Origin of the sequence: Plantibacter flavus, from assembly GCF_002024505.1 — a bacterium.
Classification (GTDB): Bacteria; Actinomycetota; Actinomycetes; order Actinomycetales; family Microbacteriaceae; genus Plantibacter; species Plantibacter flavus_A.
In genome coordinates this window covers 1297845-1317421 of sequence record NZ_CP019402.1, presented here as the reverse complement: position 1 = coordinate 1317421, position 19577 = coordinate 1297845, and the positions used below count along the sequence as shown (strand labels likewise).

Annotated in this window: 19 protein-coding genes and 1 tRNA gene; 6 read left to right on the top strand and 14 right to left on the bottom strand. The window is 66.5% G+C overall.

What is annotated here, in order from left to right:
• Positions 1 to 410 precede the first annotated feature (410 nt).
• Positions 411 to 1538 carry a hypothetical protein gene (locus tag BWO91_RS06175; protein ID WP_079001839.1) on the bottom strand — a complete coding sequence of 376 codons (1128 nt, stop codon included), beginning with the start codon at positions 1536 to 1538 and terminating at the stop codon, positions 411 to 413.
• On the bottom strand, positions 1535 to 2077 hold the full coding sequence (locus BWO91_RS06170) for a DUF4365 domain-containing protein (RefSeq protein WP_079001838.1): 543 nt from the start codon (positions 2075 to 2077) through the stop codon (positions 1535 to 1537). Before BWO91_RS06170 ends, BWO91_RS06175 begins: the two co-directional genes overlap by 4 nt.
• A 220-nt stretch (positions 2078 to 2297) precedes the next feature.
• Here BWO91_RS06170 and BWO91_RS06165 point away from each other — a divergent pair, with 220 nt between their 5' ends.
• Positions 2298 to 2951, top strand: coding sequence for a hypothetical protein (locus BWO91_RS06165; RefSeq protein WP_153303398.1), 654 nt, complete (start codon positions 2298 to 2300; stop codon positions 2949 to 2951).
• 262 nt (positions 2952 to 3213) lie between these two features.
• Here the strand turns inward: BWO91_RS06165 and BWO91_RS06160 are convergent, their stop codons facing one another.
• The 7 genes from BWO91_RS06160 to BWO91_RS06130 form a co-directional block, all read right to left on the bottom strand.
• Positions 3214 to 4083 (bottom strand): hypothetical protein, encoded by an 870-nt coding sequence (locus BWO91_RS06160; RefSeq protein WP_079001834.1) that lies wholly within the window; start codon positions 4081 to 4083, stop codon positions 3214 to 3216.
• A complete protein-coding gene (locus BWO91_RS06155) occupies positions 4080 to 5378 on the bottom strand; it encodes a replicative DNA helicase (protein WP_167620443.1) in 1299 nt (432 codons plus the stop codon). The genes BWO91_RS06160 and BWO91_RS06155 overlap by 4 nt, the downstream gene beginning before the upstream one ends.
• Positions 5365 to 6093 (bottom strand): helix-turn-helix domain-containing protein, encoded by a 729-nt coding sequence (locus BWO91_RS06150; RefSeq protein WP_079001830.1) that lies wholly within the window; start codon positions 6091 to 6093, stop codon positions 5365 to 5367. The genes BWO91_RS06155 and BWO91_RS06150 overlap by 14 nt, the downstream gene beginning before the upstream one ends.
• A complete protein-coding gene (locus tag BWO91_RS06145; RefSeq protein ID WP_079001829.1) occupies positions 6090 to 6860 on the bottom strand; it encodes a hypothetical protein in 771 nt (256 codons plus the stop codon). The genes BWO91_RS06150 and BWO91_RS06145 overlap by 4 nt, the downstream gene beginning before the upstream one ends.
• Positions 6857 to 7507: a hypothetical protein gene (locus BWO91_RS06140; RefSeq protein ID WP_079001827.1), complete on the bottom strand. Its 651-nt coding sequence runs from the start codon at positions 7505 to 7507 to the stop codon at positions 6857 to 6859. The genes BWO91_RS06145 and BWO91_RS06140 overlap by 4 nt, the downstream gene beginning before the upstream one ends.
• On the bottom strand, positions 7500 to 8054 hold the full coding sequence (locus BWO91_RS06135) for a hypothetical protein (RefSeq protein ID WP_079001825.1): 555 nt from the start codon (positions 8052 to 8054) through the stop codon (positions 7500 to 7502). Before BWO91_RS06135 ends, BWO91_RS06140 begins: the two co-directional genes overlap by 8 nt.
• 149 nt (positions 8055 to 8203) lie before the next feature.
• Complete coding sequence (locus BWO91_RS06130; protein ID WP_079001823.1) at positions 8204 to 8398, bottom strand: helix-turn-helix domain-containing protein; 195 nt, start codon at positions 8396 to 8398, stop codon at positions 8204 to 8206.
• A gap of 175 nt (positions 8399 to 8573) precedes the next feature.
• On the opposite strand from BWO91_RS06130, the gene BWO91_RS06125 reads away from it, so the two are divergent.
• Positions 8574 to 9530, top strand: coding sequence for a helix-turn-helix domain-containing protein (locus BWO91_RS06125; RefSeq protein WP_153303397.1), 957 nt, complete (start codon positions 8574 to 8576; stop codon positions 9528 to 9530).
• 158 nt (positions 9531 to 9688) lie between these two features.
• On the top strand, positions 9689 to 10693 hold the full coding sequence (locus BWO91_RS06120; protein ID WP_167620442.1) for a site-specific integrase: 1005 nt from the start codon (positions 9689 to 9691) through the stop codon (positions 10691 to 10693).
• Between the two features lie 60 nt (positions 10694 to 10753).
• Here BWO91_RS06120 and BWO91_RS06115 read toward each other — a convergent pair.
• Positions 10754 to 10829, bottom strand: a tRNA-Thr gene (locus BWO91_RS06115).
• Positions 10830 to 10875: 46 nt separating this feature from the next.
• The gene (locus BWO91_RS06110; RefSeq protein ID WP_079001817.1) at positions 10876 to 11847 is read right to left on the bottom strand and encodes a DsbA family protein; all 972 of its coding nucleotides are present in this window, start codon (positions 11845 to 11847) and stop codon (positions 10876 to 10878) included.
• A 256-nt stretch (positions 11848 to 12103) separates the two neighbouring features.
• Between BWO91_RS06110 and BWO91_RS06105 the strand changes: the two genes are divergently transcribed.
• The gene (locus BWO91_RS06105; protein ID WP_071261188.1) at positions 12104 to 13213 is read left to right on the top strand and encodes an ABC transporter ATP-binding protein; all 1110 of its coding nucleotides are present in this window, start codon (positions 12104 to 12106) and stop codon (positions 13211 to 13213) included.
• Between the two features lie 104 nt (positions 13214 to 13317).
• Positions 13318 to 14598, top strand: coding sequence for a DUF4032 domain-containing protein (locus BWO91_RS06100; protein ID WP_064296363.1), 1281 nt, complete (start codon positions 13318 to 13320; stop codon positions 14596 to 14598).
• Positions 14599 to 14694: 96 nt separating this feature from the next.
• Here BWO91_RS06100 and rlmB read toward each other — a convergent pair whose 3' ends face one another.
• Together rlmB and cysS are read right to left on the bottom strand one after the other, a co-directional pair.
• Entirely contained in the window at positions 14695 to 15705 is a 1011-nt protein-coding gene (gene rlmB / locus BWO91_RS06095; protein ID WP_079001816.1) for a 23S rRNA (guanosine(2251)-2'-O)-methyltransferase RlmB, read from the bottom strand.
• Positions 15695 to 17146: a cysteine--tRNA ligase gene (gene cysS / locus BWO91_RS06090; protein ID WP_079001814.1), complete on the bottom strand. Its 1452-nt coding sequence runs from the start codon at positions 17144 to 17146 to the stop codon at positions 15695 to 15697. Before cysS ends, rlmB begins: the two co-directional genes overlap by 11 nt.
• A 40-nt stretch (positions 17147 to 17186) precedes the next feature.
• Here cysS and BWO91_RS06085 point away from each other — a divergent pair, with 40 nt between their 5' ends.
• Entirely contained in the window at positions 17187 to 18299 is a 1113-nt protein-coding gene (locus tag BWO91_RS06085) for a winged helix DNA-binding domain-containing protein (protein ID WP_079001812.1), read from the top strand.
• A 12-nt stretch (positions 18300 to 18311) separates the two neighbouring features.
• On the opposite strand, the gene ispD is transcribed toward BWO91_RS06085, so the two are convergent.
• Positions 18312 to 19562: a 2-C-methyl-D-erythritol 4-phosphate cytidylyltransferase gene (ispD, locus tag BWO91_RS06080; protein WP_079001810.1), complete on the bottom strand. Its 1251-nt coding sequence runs from the start codon at positions 19560 to 19562 to the stop codon at positions 18312 to 18314.
• Positions 19563 to 19577 lie beyond the last annotated feature (15 nt).

The following is a 19577-nucleotide window of genomic DNA, read 5'->3' as shown; positions in this document are numbered from 1 at the left end:
GGCAGTGACGACGCGTGTGTGTGGCTCTACGGCCTGTGCGTGTATGCCCACCGAAGTAGCACTCTGAGGTGGCGCCTGATCGGAGAAGGTGCGACTTGACAGCCGCCTACGATCGTTGCGCCACCCAGAGGCGGGACGGCAGCTTTATTTGGGATCTCACCCGGCAGGCCACTGTATGAAACTGCTCTAGTCGGTTCACTGTCTACCCCGCTGCTTGAGCCGACAAGCTTGCATTGCGGGTCGTGTGTCGCGTTCCTGTCTTCGAGCGTGTTGGCTGTCACTGGCTGACCTGTACCCTCGTCCGGGCTTGCCGAGACTGTGTCTTCGGCGTGCCGGGGGTGCTACTGGTCGCTTCTCGCATGGTGGTGACGCTGAGACTGGAACGCGAGCCTGTTGACGCGCGTGAGCGGCTACTCGCGCGTGAAAAGAACGTCGATGGGTTGCACCCGCTCCGGCTGAGGCATCGATAGCGGCCGGCCGGGGGCGCTAACTATTTTTCCCCGAGCGATAACAGCGCGCGAGTCCTTAGCCCAGTCGTGCGCAGATAGCACGACGGCCTCCGTGGTCGTAATGCGAATGTCAGCACTGCGGTTGTTGCGGATGGTTCGAATGGCAACTTCCCCAAGCGGCTCTCCGGGCACGTGACGAATCTCAATAATCTGCCCCGAGACGGACTCGGTGGCCTCCGGGCGAGCGGCTTTCATCTTTTGTTCGAAGCGCGCGAGAATCGGCGCTGCTTCATCTGGAATGACAACCCGCTCGGGGATGCCCCCGGGCGGTCGCAACCCCGGAGCCCATTGAAAGCCGATATCGAACGATTGGAGCCCGGGCTGGACCGCAATGGCGCGGATAGAACCGATTAGCTCGCTGCTCACGCCACTTTGCACCAGCTGAACGATGTCATCAGTCGTGGGCTCGTGGCCCGGCTGGACCGCGATCGCATTGACGGCCGCCACCGCGCTTGCGAGTGTTCGGGTGACCCGACGCTCGCTGGGTTCAATCTCAGTGCGTTCCGTGAGCAACTGCGACTCAACAGGTTCTGGGGGCTCAACCGGCATGACGATGGGCAGGACGAATGAACCGCGTCTCGTATGGGACAACCGGACCAACGCCGCCAGCTCGTCGCCGGGCGCGCTGTAGTTGGCGCCGATGTGCGGGCGAGACTTGCGAGCCGTAGTGGCTGCAGCCCGAACCATTCGTTTCGCCGAGACCAGAACCGTCGAAGCGCTGTCAAGCAAGACTGAGTCGTCTGTGACGAACGGATCTCCGATTCTGAAGTTCTGCACGTCCTGGAACTCGCGTTCGATCTCGTCCGTGATGTCGCGAGCTGGCCTCTGGACGATCTGTCCCAACCGCGCTGCAATGCCGCGGAACTCAGGCGACTCCTGGTCCAACAGATACGGCACGGCGATGGCATGTTGACCCTGTGGCAAAACGATGCGCCACATTTCGCCAGCTTGCCCGCCACGGTCGGGCTTCCAGCCGTTGCGGGCGAGGAAGCTAGCAAGGTCCCGCCGAGTAACGGTCGCGTCGCTCACGCTGCGTCCTCCTCAGGCGTCGGGTCGTACATCGCTAGCAGGTCAGCGTGCCAGGTTGGAATCGTCTCCAGCGTTACTCGCTGGATGCGCGGGACTTTGATCGTCTTGGTGCCTTCGAAGGAGTCAGGCATGAGGCGCGCCCAGTAGGCGGCGGTTCGAACCATCTGAGTGCCTGCCAGGTCATGAGTCAACCACGAGTCGCTGACACTAGGAACAACGACGATCACGAAGTAGACGGGGACCATGCATCTGGACCACTTCTCGATCCACTTGTCCTCAGCGCTGAAGGTCAGAAACTCGCCATCGCCGTCGATCGCCTGCGCGGCTGTGGTCTTGACCTGGACGCGAACCGGTCCCTCTGGGAACTCCAAGCTGTAGTCAATCGCGAGCGTGTCCTCACCGGAGGGCGTCTCATTGAATCCGCAACCCGCTTGGCCAGCGATTGCTCTCATGTACACAATTCCGAAGCGCCCCTTTCGGGCGTTCAGATCGAGTTGCTGAAACGGAAGCAGTGCTTCCGGCTCGGTCGGCGACGGCATGGGCTGAGCCTAGCCGGGTCTGAGGCGAACACACGACTATAGGTCTGCGAGCCCTCCCAGCTGTCTGGTCCAGCGACGCAAAAGGCCCCTCACGCCAGCGGGCGGGAAGGACCAAGCACGTCTAGTGTAGCGCACCGGGGGCCGGGCATGTTGTCAAGTTCGTGGCACTTCGACGAAGTCCTCCGCCGTGATTGATTGCTACTTCCCCTACCGTTGGAACATGGATCCTTGGCTCACCCTCATCAGTAGCGTCGTGGTCGCGTCTGTCGTGACAGCCGCTTCGACGCTTCTCCTTGCTCTCCACAAGGAGAAGCGTGAGGACGGGATCAGGGCGGAAGCGAAACAGGACCTCCTGGAGCAACACGAACGTGACGTGCAGGAAGCGGCTCGCATCCGAAGGGAAGAACGGGAGTTCGAAGCCGCTCGGCACGCCCAGCAGCTGGAGGAGGAACGGGAGGTTTCACTCCGGCGACATGGTGTCCGGGACGCTCAAGACCTGCTCGACAGACTAGGAAAGATGCAAGCTGCCTTCGCCGCCGACCCCAATGGTTGGGGCTCGTACAAATACGATTCTGACCTTGCGAATGCCATCACCGTGCAGGCTCGCAAGCTACCCGACGCCCACGTCCGGGACGTCGTTGTCCAGGGCGTTCGAGCAATCAACCACACGTGGTTAGCCGTCTCGCATGGCGAGCTAGACGTGCCCGGCAAGGTTGCCCAGCGGAACACCCTGTCCGAAATCATGGACAGCGTCGGTGCCTACATTGTCGGGGATGATCCCAAGCCGGAAGTTCTAGAAGGCCTGATTGCAACGAATGACTTGCTTGACTCTTTTGCGAAAGACGACGAAGAGTTCCAGAAGCGCACTTCCTGACCGGAGAATACAGAGGGGCAATCACCTGTCAGGACCACTGCCCCTCTGAACTCTCATGCTTCCCGTCGAGCGATGGCCATCACTGCGTTCGGGCCTCCAAGTTCGTCGACGCTCTGAGCCGCGAGCAGCAGGTGCAACGCGCACAGGCTGATCGGGATGTCAGGAACGACGGGTCGCAAGCATTCGTGGTTGCCCTTCCCTCCCCCAGTGTTGACGACGCTGCGATCGCGCGCGCCGTTGTTGGTGGTCAGCGCACTGCACATCATGATGCGTGCCCCACAATCTGTCCGTACTTCTCGAGAAGATGCTTCTGCACGTTCGCGGCACTGTTCTGCTCACGGGTCGCTCGAGCTGTAGCGGCTTGGTGCGCTCGCTTCGCTTCCTGCTGCTCTACTAGGTATGCGTGAACGGCTTCTTCGTACTCGTCGAGTTCGAACTGGTAGCCGCACTTCTCGCACACCGCGTAGACCTCCGTTCCCGGCAAGCCGGCCGGCCACACCTTGATCTGACCGTTGCAGATCGAAACCTGCACGTGCGGCATCGGAGACGTTCGCGGACGCTCAACCATCGGCCACCGAGCAGCGATCGAACCGATCGGCGCCAGGGCTTCAATGAACTCGTTCACGGACGCCTGGTCGAAGGTGAAGATCTGCGGCAGGTGGATGAGAAGCCAGTCCGACATGACGCCTGCTGTCTGACGAGCATCTGCTGGCGAGATGCTGCCCGGCAGGCCAAGAACGTATCCGTGCTCGTCCCGCCACGATCGACGTGCCGGCGCTGGCGGGCTGATGGCCATGGCCTTCGCCCAGTGGGCCGAGTACACGGCGAGCGCCGAGTAGATCGCATCAGCGTCCACCCAAGCCTGCTCCGAGAAGGCGCCGAGCGAGCGTTCCGAGGATCCGCTCACTCGGACGTCGTCGGAGACCTTCGTGATCGTCCCCGGGAAGTTGGAGACGACATGCTCCACGAGCTCAGGAACTTCCCGGAGGGCTCGTTCGGCCTTGCCAAAGCACCTGAGGCAGAACATGCCCCGCTTCGCGACGAGCGGCTCCGGGTGGTCGGTATCCTCGGTGCCCTTGCGGATGCAGCCGTTGATGCAGGGCAGGACGGGGGCGATGGTGGTGTCGGTCATGCGGTCCTCCGGACGTCGGGGTTGTGGAACGGTGCTGGGGTGAGTGTTGGGTAGTCAGTGATGCGGGAGCGGGATCCGTTCCATGCGAACGTCTTGAACCCCGTTCGGCCGTGGCGGTTCTTCGTGACGTCCATGAGGATCTCGGTGTCGGACAGGTGCCCGTCCTCGTCGGCCTCGCGGTGCAGGAGGATGATCACGTCGGCGTCCTGCTCGATCGCTCCGGACTCCCGCAGCTGCGACATCTTCGGGCGGGCTCGGCCCATCTGCCCCTCGGACTCACGGTTCAGCTGTGACAGGGCGATGACGGGCACCTGGTACTCCTTGCCCAGGAGCTTGAGCTGCCGGGAGAAGTCCGCCACCTGCTCTTGCCGCGACGCTTTCGACTTCGTCGACATGAGCTGCATGTAGTCGACGACGATGCCGGACAGCTTTCCTTCACGTGAGACGGCCCGGACCCAGGATCGAAGCTCGGACGGACCGATGCCCGCCTGGTCGTTGATCGCGAGCGGTATGTGCAGGTGCGCTGACGTCTCGCGGATCCGGGCGACGTCGTCGGCTTCGAGACGGTTGTCCTTCATTCGACCGATGTTGACGTCGGCCTGGTCAGCGAGGAGGCGCTGCACGACCTCCTGCTCAGACATCTCGAGCGACGAGTATGCGACGTGCCCGAGCTGCGCGAGCGACAGGGCGAGGGCGTTCGCGACGACGGACTTGCCGACCGCGGGTCGTGCCGCGACCACGATCAGGTTGCCGGGCCGGAGTCCGCCGATGATGTCGTTCAATCCCTGCCACGGCGTCGGGACGAACGTCGTCTCGGCGCGCATCGCAGCGATCGCGTCGGGGATGATGTCGCGGACGTACCGGAGCCTCGTCGAGGGGCGTCCCTCGGACTGGTCGACGACACGGCGGGCGTACTCCATCATGTCCCCGGGCTCGTCGAGATCCTTCATCCCCTCGGCGAACGTGTGCCCGACCTCGACCAGGCGTGTGTACAGCCCGTAGCGGGCGACGAGCTGAGCGTGCTGCTGCAGGGCGTACCGGTCGAACTGGTAGTCCATCGACAGCTCGACGATGTCTGCGGCGAGCGCCGGCTTGACCTTCGCTGTGACGGTCGCTCGGGTGACGGGTGCTCCCGAGGCGTGGAGCCGGGTCGCGGCCTCGAAGATCGTCGCCAGGTCCATGTTCGAGAAGTCGTCGGACGAGAGGTTGATCTCGTCGAGGATCTCGGCGCCCTTCGCGAGGACCAGACCGACGACGGACCGTTCCGCTTCGACTGGGGGTTCAGGAGTAGTCATCTGGCGTGAACTCCTTCGCGCGGTCGTACCCGGTGGCGCTGGGCGTGGTCGGGTACTCGTCATCCCAGCGGCGGTCGTTCAACCACGAGGACGGGTGGGCGATGAACTCCGGTGCTTTGCCCGCGACCGACGTTGCGTACTTCCGAGCGCCCTCCAAGATCGTCTCCGCTGACACACCAGCCTTGATCGCCGCTCGGTAGGCCGTCTCAGCGCGCGCTTTCTTCACGTGCCGCGGGTAGATCGACCAGAACTCGGTCCAGGTGTCCAAGTTGGACAGTTCGATGAGGGGGCCGGCCTGGCCGTTGACCACTGGTGGTTCTTCTAGTGGTTCTACTGGTGATTCCTCTGCCCGGTCACTCTGACCGGTAGGCAGGGACAGAGTGACCGGTAGGCTCGGACTCTCTGACCGGTGGTCACTCTGACCAGCAGGCTCTGTGACCGGTAGGCCGAGGCCCACGTGGAGGATGTAGCGATCGCTCGTCCGGTACCCGTTCCGGCCGTGACGCTGCTCCCGCGAGATCAGCCCGTCCTCCTCGAGCGACGCGAGAGCCCGACGGACGGTCTTCTCGGAGAATCCGGACATGTGGACGATCTTCTGCTGCCCCGGGTAGCAGGAGAAGGCTTCATCCGCCATGTCAGCGAGGACGACGAGGACGCCCTTGCGCGGGCCGGAGATGGGTAGGTCGTACGCCCACCCGGTGGCCTTGTAGCTCAACGCTCCACCCCCGCGATGCGGTGAGCGATGCGTCCGCCGATGATGCCGACGGACTGCACGATGATGCTCGGGTTGACGTCGCCGCGGACGGCGTGCGTCGCAGCGTGGAGCAGGTTGACGAGATCCCGGGCGACACGCTCGTCCGCGACACCGACTGCGGCGAGCGCCTCAGCGTCGAACTCCCACTCTGCGAGGCCGGCCATGACCTCGACGTGCTGGCTGGCGTTCGTGGGCTCCGCTGCGGCGTTGAGCCGCTGCACGGCGGTGTCGATGTTGTCGATCGTTTCCGCCCCGGTCCAGTTCCCCGACGGCTCGGAACTGGGGTCGGGTCCGGGCGCGTCTCCGGGCAGTGAGGTCACCGCGTGCAAGTGGCGTCCCTTCCCGCCGTTGATGAGCTCGAGCATGCGCTGGGCGTGCTCCTCAGGGGCGCCATCGCGGCGCGGGTAGTAGTAGCTGCTGGACTCCCCGTGATCCATGAGGCGCCAGATAGGCGTCCCGTCGTCGAACGTCTGCACGGCCTGCCGTGCTGCGTCGTTGTCGTACGAGCGCATCGCGACGTCCTGGTTCCAGCTGATGCCGGGGATGTGTTCGGCGAGCGCCTTCGTGAGCACCATCGAGATCGAATCGGCGATCGTGTACGCCTCGTCGTTATCGTCGACTCCGTACTTCCCGCCGAAGTCGTCGATGATGATGTCGAGCAGGTCCTCGACGAGCTTGGCTGTCTGCTTCAACGTGTCGAGCGGGGTCGACTGGACTGGTGCGGTCATGCTGCTGTCCCTTCGGACGAGTCGATGTTTGAACGAGAGATGCCGGCCGCGCTGAGCTTGCGCCGGGCCTGCATGAGCCACTCGATGTCAGTGGCGAGAGCTGACGCCTCGATGGCGGTGTCGAGGCGGTGTGCCGCGAGAGTGATCTCGGGGACCCAGTCGCCGTAGCGGAGCACCAGACGCACCCGGTAGCCCTCAGCGCGGATGTCCTCCGCGACGTGGTCTGCGTTGTGGTTCTCACCTACGTGCCAGCTGTCGAACGTCTGGCAGCCGAAGACGGTGCAGCGCGTGCCGTGCACGCGGTAGCCGATGGTCGACTCGTAGACCGTCCCCTGTCCTGGAAGCTCGACCGGGGAGTATGAGTCGAGCGACTCGACTGAGTCACGCAGCTCGATCGCGTGTGCCCATGCGGTGCGCCGGTCGGCGTCGGTGGCTCCGGGCGCGAAGTGCACCCAGACCTCCGATTGGATCGGCACGAACACGATCACGGCGATGTACTCCCAGACGTCACCTTCGTCACGATCGGTGAGCGGCACGATGTGCTTGCTCTTCACTCGCTCAGGCGGGTCGACCTCCCGCAGCTTCCACTGCGCGAACGGCTTGCCCTCGAGCGGCGCCTTGCTACCCGCCTTCCACTGCCTACCCACGGGGCGCCTCCTTGAGGAGCACACGGCGAGCGCCGTCGACGATCTCCTCGCCGAACCACTCGAAGGTGCCGCAGTAGATGAAGCCGAAGCCGTCGTTGCACCACGCGTACCCGGTCTGACGGGACTCGAGCGGGTGATCACTGGTGACGTCGCGTGCGTGGACGAACCGATCGGGCTGGCCGGCCTCGATCATGCGAGCCACAGCGAATGGCTTCCCCTCCCCCGTGCCCTGCTTGAACCGGCCCTCGTCGGGGACGGACACGACGCAGCCGTCAGCGTTGAGGATGCGAGCCTGGCGGGCGGCTGCGGACAGGGCAGCGGCGTAGGCGACGGCCTCGCCGGCATCAAGGTGACGAGCCCCGGTGTCGCATTCGACGATCCAGGGGCCAACGCATCCGCTGAACGGGACGTCATCACTCACGTGGATCATGTCGAACTCGGGGTCCGGTGCAGGCAGCTCGTGTCCAATGACACGATCGCTCGGACCGTCCATCTCGTCGTACACGTTCTGGATCTGGCCCTGCAGCTGGGCTGTGAGGTCGATCATCCCGTGCAGTGAAGTGTCCTCGACCGGTCTCTGGTTCGCGGACTCTGCTTGTGGCATAGTGGTTGTCATAGATCTGCTTCTTTCTTGCGAGGGTTGCGGTTTCTGCCTCGGGGCTGTTGGCGCAGCTTCCGAGGCTTTTTCTTTGCGGGTCATTGCTGGTCGGAGCTCGCGGCTCCGACGCCTAGCCACTCATCGAGGTCGGCGACCAGGTATCGAACGAGCGATCCGACCTTGATTCCGGGTGGTCCCTTCCTCTTCCACCGCCAGTCGTAGAGAGTGCGTTCGCTCACCCTCAGGTAGGCGGCTGCTTCCGGCAGGGTCAACATGGGGCTCGGGTGTGCCATGGGGTTCCGTTCGGTCTGGCCCGATTGAATGTGGACGCTCAGGCAAGCAACGTCATTGTGTCAAAACTGCACATTCAACTGGGCGTTAGTGCGGTTACTGCGCTTGTGCAGTCACCATACGTCCGGTCACGAGAAAGTGCAACACCGACGCACCGTATCGATGTAGAGTGCAGTTATGACACAAGATGAGGCTCCAAAGAAGTCGGTTAGTCTCGTTGGCCGGCGCCTTGCCGCGGTTCGACGGTGGCGCGGCATGACGGCAGAGCAGCTGGCGGAAGCGATCCCCAGCTCGGACATCACGCGTGGTGTGATCGCCAACGTCGAGAGCGGTCGGAAACGAGACCTCACTGCCACCGAACTTGCCCTCGTTGCGAGCGGGCTTGACGTCTCCCCCATCGCCCTTCTCGTCGATATGTCCAGCCCCTTCGAGCCGGTCGCCCTGGAAGGTCTTGCTGACGGATACGCCGGCCTGACGAACGTCGAGTACCTGTTCGCGACTTCGATTTACGCGCCCGAGAACGCATGGCACGGGCTTCAGATCCCCAACGACGCGCGCGCATTGATGACGTCTCTGCTCAGAGCCGAAGGCTCACTCAAGCAGGTACAAGCGATCGAGGATGCCAGATCAGACAGAGGCGCATTTGCTGCCAAGGCGGCGGAAGATGCTCGGGGGTCCGTTCGGCACTCCGACGGCCCGCTTCACAGCTTTGGCGTCACTGCGGAGATGCTAAGCGACGACTTCTACCGCGCGTACGTGCAAGACCTCATCGACGACTATCGGGACCTCTTGCAGCGCGTGCCAGGCGGCATGTGGGATTGGAACGGTCTGAGAGTCCCCCCGAACGTCGAGGCACGGATCGAGGAAATACGCCGCCGCGTGGTCCTTGCGATGGAAGACGACCCCACGCTCGACCGGTCATCCAGCCGTCGACCTGCCAGCGAAGACCCCAGGCGAGTCGCACACACAGTTGTGGGTCCGATTATCGATGAGTCAGGGGCTCCAGTCGGTTCGAACCATCGCTCAAAACTCGAGACTGGCGAAGACGGCAAGACGTACCGCCTGATCTATATGGAGGGCGACCCAGACGCGGGCGACGACGGCAGCGACGTCGAAGAGTACCGGGGCGAGTGATGGCTCGACCCCCATTGGTGCTCGAAACGTGGGGCCGGATCCGCCGCACAACTGTGGGAGGTAAGCCCACTGCCGTCGCTTACTACCGGGACAGCGACGGCGTAACTCGTCCGATGCAGCGCCAGGGCTCCACACCCGCCGCCGCGGAACGCGCTCTCGTGCAGGCACTCAAGGATCGACTAGCTCCGGCCGGCGATGACCTTACGGGCGAATCCCGCGTCGCACTCCTCGCGAAGCTCTGGCTCGCGGAGACGGCGGAGCGCGACCTTTCCCCCGGAACCATCGTCAAGTACCGCGAGATTGTCGCAAAGCACATCGTGCGCGGGCTCGGCGACGTGCGCCTGAACGAGGCAACAGTGCCGCGACTCGACCGGTTCCTGAAGGCGCTCGCAAAGTCCAGCGGGCCGAGCACGGCCAAGCTCACGCGCGTCGTTCTGTCCCAGATGTTCGCGCTTGCGACCCGTCATGGTGCAGTCAGGTCAAACCCCGTCCGCGACGTGGGGACCATCGAGATGACCCGGAAACGCGTGGCAGCACCCACCAGCAGCGATGCTCAAGCCGTGCTCGCCCATCTCCAGGCGTGGGACGCCGGCGTCGATGGCCGCGGCGCGCGACGGACAACCGACCTGTTCGACGTCGCGCGCATGCTCGCTGCCACGGGCGCTCGAACCGGTGAGCTCTTCGCGCTTGAGTGGAGGCATCTGGACCTCGCCGCCGATCCCCCTACAGTCTCGATCGAACGAACGGTCGCGCTCGGGCTTGATGGTCGACTCGCGGTTCAGGAGTGGCCGAAATCGGATACCTCTCGCCGGGCGCTCAAGCTGCCGCCCTTCGCTGCGGAGATGCTGCTTGAGCGCCGCCTGAACTCGCACTCTGAGTTCGTCTTCCCGTCATCGACGGGCACCTTCCGGTCTCCGAACAACTTCCGCACCCAGTGGCGAGGATCCCTTCAGGGGACCGAGTGGGCGGATGTCACGCCTCGCGCGTTCCGCAAAGCCGTGGCTACCGTCCTCAGGGATCAGCTCGGCGTGGGTGCCGCCAAGGACCAACTCGGTCACTCCTCGGAACAAGTGGCCAACAGTCACTACGTACAGCAGCGCCACGAGGGGCCTGATGCCACTGAAATCCTGCAGTCCTTCGTGATGAAAACCACGAGTAAATAACGAATGACCCCGCGATTCCCGAAGCTGATTGCTCAACTTCCGCGGAATCACGGGGCCAAATGGAGCCGACGACGGGACTTGAACCCGTAACCTACGCTTTACAAGAGCGTTGCGCTACCAATTGCGCCACGTCGGCCGACAGGGGCTGGCCCCGGTCTCGTCCATCCTACGATGGCGGCGGATCAGCCGTTGGTCACGGGCGACTCGCTGGCACCCGGCGTCGGCGTGCCGGTGGAGTAGCTCTCGCTCGAGACGGCGAGGACGAACGCAGCGAACTGCTCGGCGTCGGTGAGTGAGCCCGTGTACTGCTTGCCGTTCACCAGGATGGTCGGCGTGCCCTCCACCTTCTTGACGTCCGTCCCGGGCAGCGGGCCGCTGCGCGCACGGTCGGTCGAGTCCTTCACCCAGGACTTGTAGGTGCCGTCGTCGATGCAGGCGTTGATCTTCTTCTCGCCGCCGGAGATGACGCCCTTGGCGATCGACTTCAGCTCGGCGTCGGTCAGGCCCTCGGTGTTCTCCTTGGGCTGGTTCTCGAACAGTGCGGTGTTGAAGGAGAAGAAGTCGTTCGGCGAGTACTCCGCGACGCAGGCCGCCGCGTTCGAGGCGCGCAGCGAGTACTGCGTTCCGAGCGAGAGGTTGCTCAGCGTTGCGAGGGGGTGCACCGTGTAGGTCGCGGCACCGGCCTCGAGCCAACCCTTGACCTGCTCGGCGTTCGTGGTCTCGAACTGACCGCAATAGGGGCAGAGGAAGTCCTGGTAGACGGCGATCTCGACACCGTCGGCGGCGGGGGTCTCGGTGGCTGCCGGCGTCTCGGCCGGGGCAGGCTCCGCGGGTGCGGCCGCATCGTCGGTCGTGCTCGGCGTGGGCGTCGACGCACTGGCCGGGGCTCCGACCAGCTGCAAGCCGGCGGAGACGGTGAAGCCGTCGTTCTTGGCCGCGGTCGGGACCGGTCCGGCGGGCTTGATCGACGTCACGATGATGACCGCCACCACCGCCACGATCGCGAGCGCACCGAGCACGATGCCACCCTGGAGCAGCACCCGGTTGCGGCGGTCGCGGCGCTTCTGCTGCTCGCGCAGCACCCGCGCCTTCTCGCGTGCCGCGTCGCGTCGTTCGTTCTTGGTCGGTCGGTTCTGCGATCCAGCGCCAGACATTGATCCTCGTTTCGGGGGGCTCGCGCTGCGGAGACGAGGCAGCGCCAAACAGAGTAATCGTAGACCTGCCGCCTGGGAGAGGCCCAAACCAGGCCGGGAGCCGGCTGTGCGTCCGCCGGGAGATCCGCTGGCCGCAGCACCTTCCATTCACAGGAGGTCGTGGCATACTGGGACGGCGAACCGGCCATCGATGACGGGTTCGCGTCCATTCACAACGGATCGTCCGGCACGTACCTGCCGGTGAAGGAGAACAACCATGGCGTCTGTGACGTTCGACAACGCAACCCGTTTCTACCCGGGTGGCACCCGCCCCGCGGTCGACAAGCTGAACCTCGAGGTCGCCGACGGCGAATTCCTCGTCCTCGTCGGCCCGTCCGGCTGCGGCAAGTCCACCTCCCTCCGCATGCTCGCCGGCCTCGAAGAGGTCAACGACGGCCACATCTTCATCGGCGACCGCGACGTCACCGACGTGCCGCCGAAGGACCGCGACATCGCGATGGTGTTCCAGAACTACGCGCTGTACCCGCACATGACCGTCGCCGAGAACATGGGCTTCGCGCTCAAGATCGCCGGTGTCGGCAAGGAAGAGCGTGCCACCCGTGTGCTCGAGGCCGCCAAGCTCCTCGACCTCGAGGACTACCTGACCCGCAAGCCGAAGGCGCTCTCCGGTGGTCAGCGTCAGCGCGTCGCGATGGGTCGAGCCATCGTCCGTCAGCCCCAGGTCTTCCTCATGGACGAGCCGCTGTCGAACCTCGACGCCAAGCTCCGCGTCCAGACCCGCACCCAGATCGCGTCGCTGCAGCGTCGTCTCGGCGTCACCACCGTCTACGTCACCCACGACCAGACCGAGGCGCTCACCATGGGCGACCGCATCGCGGTCCTCAAGGACGGCATCCTGCAGCAGGTCGGCACCCCGCGCGACCTCTACGAGAAGCCGAACAACGTCTTCGTCGCCGGCTTCATCGGCAGCCCGGCCATGAACCTGTTCGAGGGCGAGATCGCCGATGGCGGCATCAAGCTCGGCGGCTTCGTCATCCCGGTCGAGCGCGAGATCACCGACGCCGCTCCGTCGAAGAACGTCACGGTCGGCGTGCGACCCGAGGACATCACCGTGTCCAGCAACTCGGGCTCCGGCATCGAGGTGACCGTGGACCTCGTCGAGGAGCTCGGCGCCGACGGCTACCTCTACGGGCACACCGAGGTCTCCGGCAAGCGCACCGACATCGTCGCCCGCGTCGACGGCCGCAACCACGCGCACATCGGCGACACGGTCTTCCTCGCGCCGACGCCGCACCACGTGCACGCGTTCGACTCGGCATCGGGTGAGCGTCTGGGCAACAAGCCGGTCGTGTCCTCCTCGATCTAGTTTCCCGCCGACGATGGTCGAGCGGTCGGTCTCCGATCGCTCGGCCATCGTCGTTTTCGCTTGTCCAGTCTCTGCACGACGATCCCCGAGGAGCGCTCCGCACCATGTCCGGCGCATTGAACATCACCGCTGCCACCGTCGACCCGGCGCTGCTCGACCTCCCCTGGGAGCTCCCCCTCGAGAACTGGCCGAATGAGGCGATCGCCTCGCTCCCGAAGGGCATCTCGCGCCACCTCGTCCGGTTCGCGAACCTGTCCGGCTACGTCATCGCCGTCAAGGAGACGACCGCGGAGATGGCGAAGGGCGAGTACGACATGCTGCGCACCCTGCAGCGCCTCGACATCCCCTGCGTCGACCCGCTCGCGGTCATCACGAACCGGAGCGACCGCAAGGGCCGAGAGCTGCCGAGCGTGCTCGTGACGCGGCACCTGAAGTTCTCACTCCCCTACCGCGCGCTCTTCCAGGGCACCCTCCGGCCCGACACCGCGACCCGTCTCGTCGACGCGCTCGCCGTCCTCCTCGTCCGCCTGCACATCGTCGGCTTCTTCTGGGGCGACGTGTCGCTGTCGAACACGCTCTTCCGGCGCGACGCGGGCGCTTTCGCCGCCTATCTCGTCGACGCCGAGACGGGCAAGCTCTACGAGGGCGGCCTGTCGAACGGGCAGCGTGAGAACGACCTCGAGATCGCCCGCGTGAACATCGCCGGCGAGCTCCTCGACCTCGAGGCCGGCGGACGCGCCGACGCCGAGCTCGACCCGGTCACCGTGAGCAACGGCATCGTCGCCGCCTACCGTTCGCTCTGGAAGGAGCTCACGGGCTCCGAGTCCTTCGACGCGTCCGAGCGCTGGCGCATCACCGAGCGCGTCCACCGCCTGAACGAACTCGGCTTCGACATCGAGGAACTCGCGATCAAGACGACCGACGAGGGCTCGACCGTGCGGATCCAGCCGAAGGTCGTGGACGCCGGGCATCACCAGCGCCGTCTTCTGCGGCTCACCGGTCTCGACGCGGGCGAGAACCAGGCGAGGCGCCTGCTCAACGACCTCGACGCGTATTCGGCCTCGTTCGGGAAGGACGGGTTCGACGAGGAGATGGCGGCGCACGAGTGGCTCATCCGCGTGTTCGAGCCGGTGGTGAAGGCGATCCCCCGCGAACTCCGCGGCAAGCTCGAGCCCGCCGAGATCTTCCACCAACTTCTGGAGCACCGTTGGTTCCTCGCGCAGAACGAGGGTCGCGACATCCCCCTCGCGGAAGCCGTCGGTTCCTACGTGAACACCGTCCTGCGACACCGCCGCGACGAGGCGACCATGATCGTGCCGCCGACCGAGGCGATCAGCATCCCCGCCGCCATGACCGGACCGGTCGACTGGCGAGACCTCGTCTGATCGGGTCCGACACCTCGGCTGATGACAGACAGGCCCTCGGAACGGAGATCCGTTCCGAGGGCCTGTCCTCGTTCGTGCGGTGCGAGCGCCGGTGACCTACTCGGCGTTCCGGCGACGCGCGATCTCGTACAGCGTCACGCTGGCCGCGATCCCGGCGTTGAGCGATTCGGTCGAGGCCGAGATCGGGATCGACACGACCGCGTCGCAGGTCTCGGTGACGAGGCGGGACAGGCCCTTGCCCTCGCTGCCGACGACCACGAGGATCGGCTGATCGGCGAGTTCGAGCCCCGGGAGGGAGACGTCGCCGTCGCCGTCGAGGCCGATCACGAAGACACCGCGCTCCTTGAACGCTTTGAGCGTCTGGGTGAGGTTGGCGGCCATCGCGACCGGCGTCCGAGCCGCCGCGCCTGCCGAGGTCTTCCACGCGGAGGCGGTGAGGCCCACGCTCCGGCGCTGCGGCAGGATCACGCCGTGACCACCGAAGGCTGCGGTCGATCGGATGATCGCACCCAGGTTCCGGGGGTCGGTGATGCCGTCGAGGGCGATGAACAACGGGTTCTCGCCACGGGAGATGACCTGGTCGAGCAACTCCATGGGGTGCGCGTACTCGTAGGGCGGCACCTTGATGGCGAGGCCCTGGTGCACGCCGTCGAAGCCGGCCATGCGGTCGAGCTCCGGACGCATGACCTCGAGCACCGGGATCCCGCGTCGGGTGGCGATGCTGAGCGCCTCCTTCACCCGGTCGTCCATCTCGATGCGGGTCGCGACGTACAGCGTGGTGGCTGGGATCTTCGCCCGGAGCGCTTCGAGGACGGAGTTGCGGCCCGTGACGACCTCGGACTCGTCGCCCGACTTCTGCTTGGTCCGGCCGTTCGTGGAGGGGCGTCCGTTCTGGCCGGCCGCCTGTTTCGGCTTGCCGGTGCCGCCGGCGGCCGCGTAGCGCTCCTGCGCGGCCTTCCGCTTGCCGGCCGGGTGCCAGGCGCGGTCCTCGGCCTTGGGGGTCGGTCCACGACCCTCGAGCGCCTTGCGGCCGAGGCCACCGGTGCCCTTGGTGGGACCCTTCTTCGCTTTCTTCGGCCCGGTCGGGCGGGAAGGCTTACTTGCCACTGATACTCCAATGTGCTCCGGACGGGGTGTCTTCGATGGTGATCCCAGCCGCTGTGAGTTCGTCGCGGATCCGGTCGGCCGCTGCGAAGTCCTTGGCGACCCTGGCGTCCGAGCGATCGACGAGCAGACGCTCGACGAGTGCGGACAGGGATCGGTGAGTGACGGGGTCGGCGCCCGACGACCACGAGGGGTCGGTCGGGTCGATGCCGAGCACCCGGGTCATGTCGAGGACGGCGACGGCACGCTCGCGCGCCGTCGTCAGGTCGCCGCCGTCGAGGGCGGCGTTGCCGACGCGCACGGCGTCATGCAACACGGCGAGCGCGCGGGGGATGTTCAGGTCGTCGTCCATCGCCTCGACGAAGGCGGCCGGGAGCGTCGCTCGACTGGCGGCCGTGGTCGTCTCGGTGAGGAGGTCGGCGCGGGCGGCACGATCGAGGAAGCCCTCGACACGCCCGAGTGCGGCCTCGGCCTCGGCGAGTGCGCCCGGATGGAACTCGAGTGTCGATCGGTACTGCGCTGCACCGAGGTAGTACCGGACGACGAGCGGCCGGGCTGCTGCCAGGAGGTCGGCTGCGTAGACGGAGTTGCCGAGGGACTTCGACATCTTCTGCCCGCCCGTGACGGCGACCAGCCCGTTGTGCAACCAGTACCGGGCGAAGGGGTCGCCGGCTGCGCTCGACTGGGCGAGCTCGTTCTCGTGGTGGGGGAAGCGGAGGTCGAGTCCGCCGCCGTGGATGTCGAACTCCTCGCCGAGGTACTTGGTCGACATCGCCGAGCACTCGATGTGCCAGCCGGGCCGTCCCTCGCCCCACGGAGACATCCAACTCGCCGAGCGCGGCTCCCCGGGCTTGGTGCCCTTCCAGAGCGCGAAGTCGCGGGGATCGCGTTTGCCGCGCGGGTCGGCGTCGGTCGCGGCCTCCATGTGCTCGGCGCTCTGCCGCGTGAGTTCGCCGTAGCGGCTCCATGAGGCGGTGTCGAAGTAGACGTCGCCGGAGTCGTCGGGGGCCGGGTACGCGTGCCCGGCGTCGATGAGCCGCTCGATGAGCTCCTGCATCTCCGGGATGCTCGCCGTCGCGCGTGGCTCGTAGCTCGGCGGCAGGATGCCCAGGGCGCGGTAGGCGGCCGTGAACTCGAGTTCGTACCGGTAGGCGAGCGCCCACCACTCCTCGCCGGGCTGGGCGAAGCCGCCCTCGACGCCGGCGGCGGCGTTCGCGAGGATCTTGTCATCGATGTCGGTGACGTTGCGGACGAGTGTGACTCGGAGCCCGGAGGACGTCAGCCAGCGTCGCAGCTGGTCGTAGACGAGCGCGCTGCGCAGGTGCCCGATGTGCGGAGAGGACTGCACGGTCGGTCCGCAGACGTACAGCCCCGCCTCGGCTTCGCGGAGCGGCACGAAGTCCCGGAGGGACTGCGTTTTCGAGTCGTAGAGTCGGAGGGCCACGAGACCAGACTAGCCGCCGTCGTCGGGGCATGATGGTCCCATGACCACGGGACGCGACGACCAGCAGGTTCTTCGCGCGCGACTCGCGGCACAGCTTCTCGCCGGAAGCGATCACCACTCCCCCACGGCTGTGGTCTCGCAGCTGCTCGCGGTCCAGGCCCAGGACCTCGCTTCGTCGCTGTGGGCGGTCGGCGTCAGGTCGAGCGGCACGACGATGGCAGAGGTGCTCACGGCGCTCGAGGACGGTTCGATCGTCCGGTCCTGGCCGATGCGCGGCACCCTGCATCTCGTCGCCGCCGAGGACCTCGGGTGGCTGCTCGGACTCGGTGTCCCGCGGGTCCGCTCGACGATCGCGGCCAGACACCGTCAGCTCGGGCTGGACGCCGAGACCTTCTCGCGCTCGCGTGCGCTCACCGAGCGACTGCTCAGCGGGCATCGGCGCGTGACGAGGGATGCGCTGCTGACGGCCCACACCGACGCCGGGATCCCGATCGACGGACAACGAGGCTCACACCTCATCATGGAACTCGCGATGTCGGGCGTGGTCTGCTGGGGACCGCCCGCTGGACGACAACAGGCACTCGTCCTGAGCGAGGAGTGGATCCGTGCCCCGCGGGTACTCGAGGCCGACGAGGCGCTCGGGGAGTTCATCGTCCGGTATCTCACCGGCCACGGCCCGTCGACGATCGCCGACCTCACCTGGTGGTCGAAGCTCACCGTCACCCAGGCGAAACGCGGCGTCGAGGTCGCCGCCGGACGGCTGGTCTCAGAGTCGCGCGACGGGGTCACCCGCTGGTCGACCGCCGAGGGCATCGGACCTTCAGCTGCTCCACGACCACCGCGGGTGCTCGCGCTGCCCGGATTCGACGAGCTGCTCCTCGGCTACCGCGACCGCGAGTTGACGCTCCCGGCGGCGTTCGCAGACCGCATCGTGCCCGGCTCGAACGGCATCTTCCTCCCGATGATCACCGTCGACGGGCGCGTCGTCGGCACCTGGCGCCGACGGACGAGTGCGACCGGCGTGGTCGTCACCCCGACACCGTTCCAACCGCTGTCGCAGCGGGTGCAGGCGGGGTTCCGACGAGCTGCCGGCGAATACGGGCGGTTCCTCGGGCTCGGTGCATCGGTCGACGAGCGCACGTCCGCCGACTGAGGACCGCCCTCGTCAGCGGCGCTCGACGAGGGCGGTGGCGATGGCCGTGACGCCCTCGCCGCGGCCGGTGAACCCGAGCGCATCCGTGGTCGTCGCCGCGACGCTGACCGGTCCGTGGACCAGCGCGCTCAGCACGCCCTCCGCCTCCGCCCGACGCGGCGCGAACCGCGGGCGGTTGCCGACGAGCTGCACCGCGACGTTGACGACGACGAAGCCCGCAGCGTGCAGCCGTTCGACCGCCGCCCGCAGGAAGACCTCGCCGCTCGCCCCGGCGAAGCGGGGGTCGTCGGTGCCGAACATGGAGCCGATGTCGCCGAGGCCGGCAGCGGACAGCAGGGCGTCGACGATGGCGTGGGCGACCGCATCCCCGTCGCTGTGTCCGGCCAGCGGCCGTTCCCCCGGCCAGCTGAGGCCGGCGAGGCTCAGCTCGCCGTCGTCGGCGAAGGCGTGGACGTCGATGCCGATGCCGGTCCTGATCGAGGTGGTCGTCCGTGCGCCCACCTCGTGCTCCCGGTCCCGCTCCCGGTCCGCCAGAAGTCGCTCCGCACGCTGGGCGTCCCACGGGGTCGTGATCTTGAACGCCGCCTCCGAGCCGCCCACGGTGAGCACGGGGTGTCCGGCGTCCGCGTAGAGCGCCGCATCGTCGGTGGCCGCTGCCAGGCGGTCTTCGGCGACGCGGAAGGCCGCGACGAGGGCATCACGCGGGAACGCCTGCGGTGTCTGGACGGCTCGGAGGGCGGCCCGATCCACGGTCTGCTCGACGAGGTCGCTCGCGTCGACCCGCTTGATCGTGTCGGTCACCGCGAGCCCCGGCACGATGCCCCACCCCGTCCGCTCCGCGGCGTCGATCACCCGTTCGAACTGGTCGGTCGGGGTGAGTGCCCGTGCGGCGTCGTGGACGAGCACCGTGCGGACTCCCGGCCACAGGGCGGCGAGTCCGGCGAGGACGGAGGACTGTCTCGTGTCGCCTCCCGCGACGACACGGAGGTGGTCGGCCGCCTTCCCCGCCGCGCGACGACCGATCGTCTCAGCCTCACCGACGCGATCCGCGGGGACCACGACGACGACCTGGACCGCGTCGCGCAGGCGGAAGACCGGGGCGAGCGCGTGTTCGAGCACGGTGCTGCCGGCGAGCGACACGAACGCCTTGGGGATCCCGGCACCGAGGCGCGTCCCACTGCCCGCCGCCACGACGATCACGCCGACGGCCGGGCCGTCCAGGGAGGGGTCGGCAACGGCACCCGGTTCGTCGATCGCAGTCATGCCACGAGCCTACTT

Coding starts and splice junctions, on each gene's coding strand:
- BWO91_RS06170 (WP_079001838.1), bottom strand. CDS start 2,077: ATGCCGTCGCCGACCGAGCCGGAAGCACTGCTTCCGTTTCAGCAACTC.
- BWO91_RS06165 (WP_153303398.1), top strand. CDS start 2,298: ATGGATCCTTGGCTCACCCTCATCAGTAGCGTCGTGGTCGCGTCTGTC.
- BWO91_RS06160 (WP_079001834.1), bottom strand. CDS start 4,083: ATGACCGACACCACCATCGCCCCCGTCCTGCCCTGCATCAACGGCTGC.
- BWO91_RS06155 (WP_167620443.1), bottom strand. CDS start 5,378: ATGACTACTCCTGAACCCCCAGTCGAAGCGGAACGGTCCGTCGTCGGT.
- BWO91_RS06145 (WP_079001829.1), bottom strand. CDS start 6,860: ATGACCGCACCAGTCCAGTCGACCCCGCTCGACACGTTGAAGCAGACA.
- BWO91_RS06135 (WP_079001825.1), bottom strand. CDS start 8,054: ATGATCGACCTCACAGCCCAGCTGCAGGGCCAGATCCAGAACGTGTAC.
- BWO91_RS06130 (WP_079001823.1), bottom strand. CDS start 8,398: ATGGCACACCCGAGCCCCATGTTGACCCTGCCGGAAGCAGCCGCCTAC.
- BWO91_RS06125 (WP_153303397.1), top strand. CDS start 8,574: ATGACACAAGATGAGGCTCCAAAGAAGTCGGTTAGTCTCGTTGGCCGG.
- BWO91_RS06110 (WP_079001817.1), bottom strand. CDS start 11,847: ATGTCTGGCGCTGGATCGCAGAACCGACCGACCAAGAACGAACGACGC.
- BWO91_RS06105 (WP_071261188.1), top strand. CDS start 12,104: ATGGCGTCTGTGACGTTCGACAACGCAACCCGTTTCTACCCGGGTGGC.
- BWO91_RS06100 (WP_064296363.1), top strand. CDS start 13,318: ATGTCCGGCGCATTGAACATCACCGCTGCCACCGTCGACCCGGCGCTG.
- BWO91_RS06085 (WP_079001812.1), top strand. CDS start 17,187: ATGACCACGGGACGCGACGACCAGCAGGTTCTTCGCGCGCGACTCGCG.
- ispD (WP_079001810.1), bottom strand. CDS start 19,562: ATGACTGCGATCGACGAACCGGGTGCCGTTGCCGACCCCTCCCTGGAC.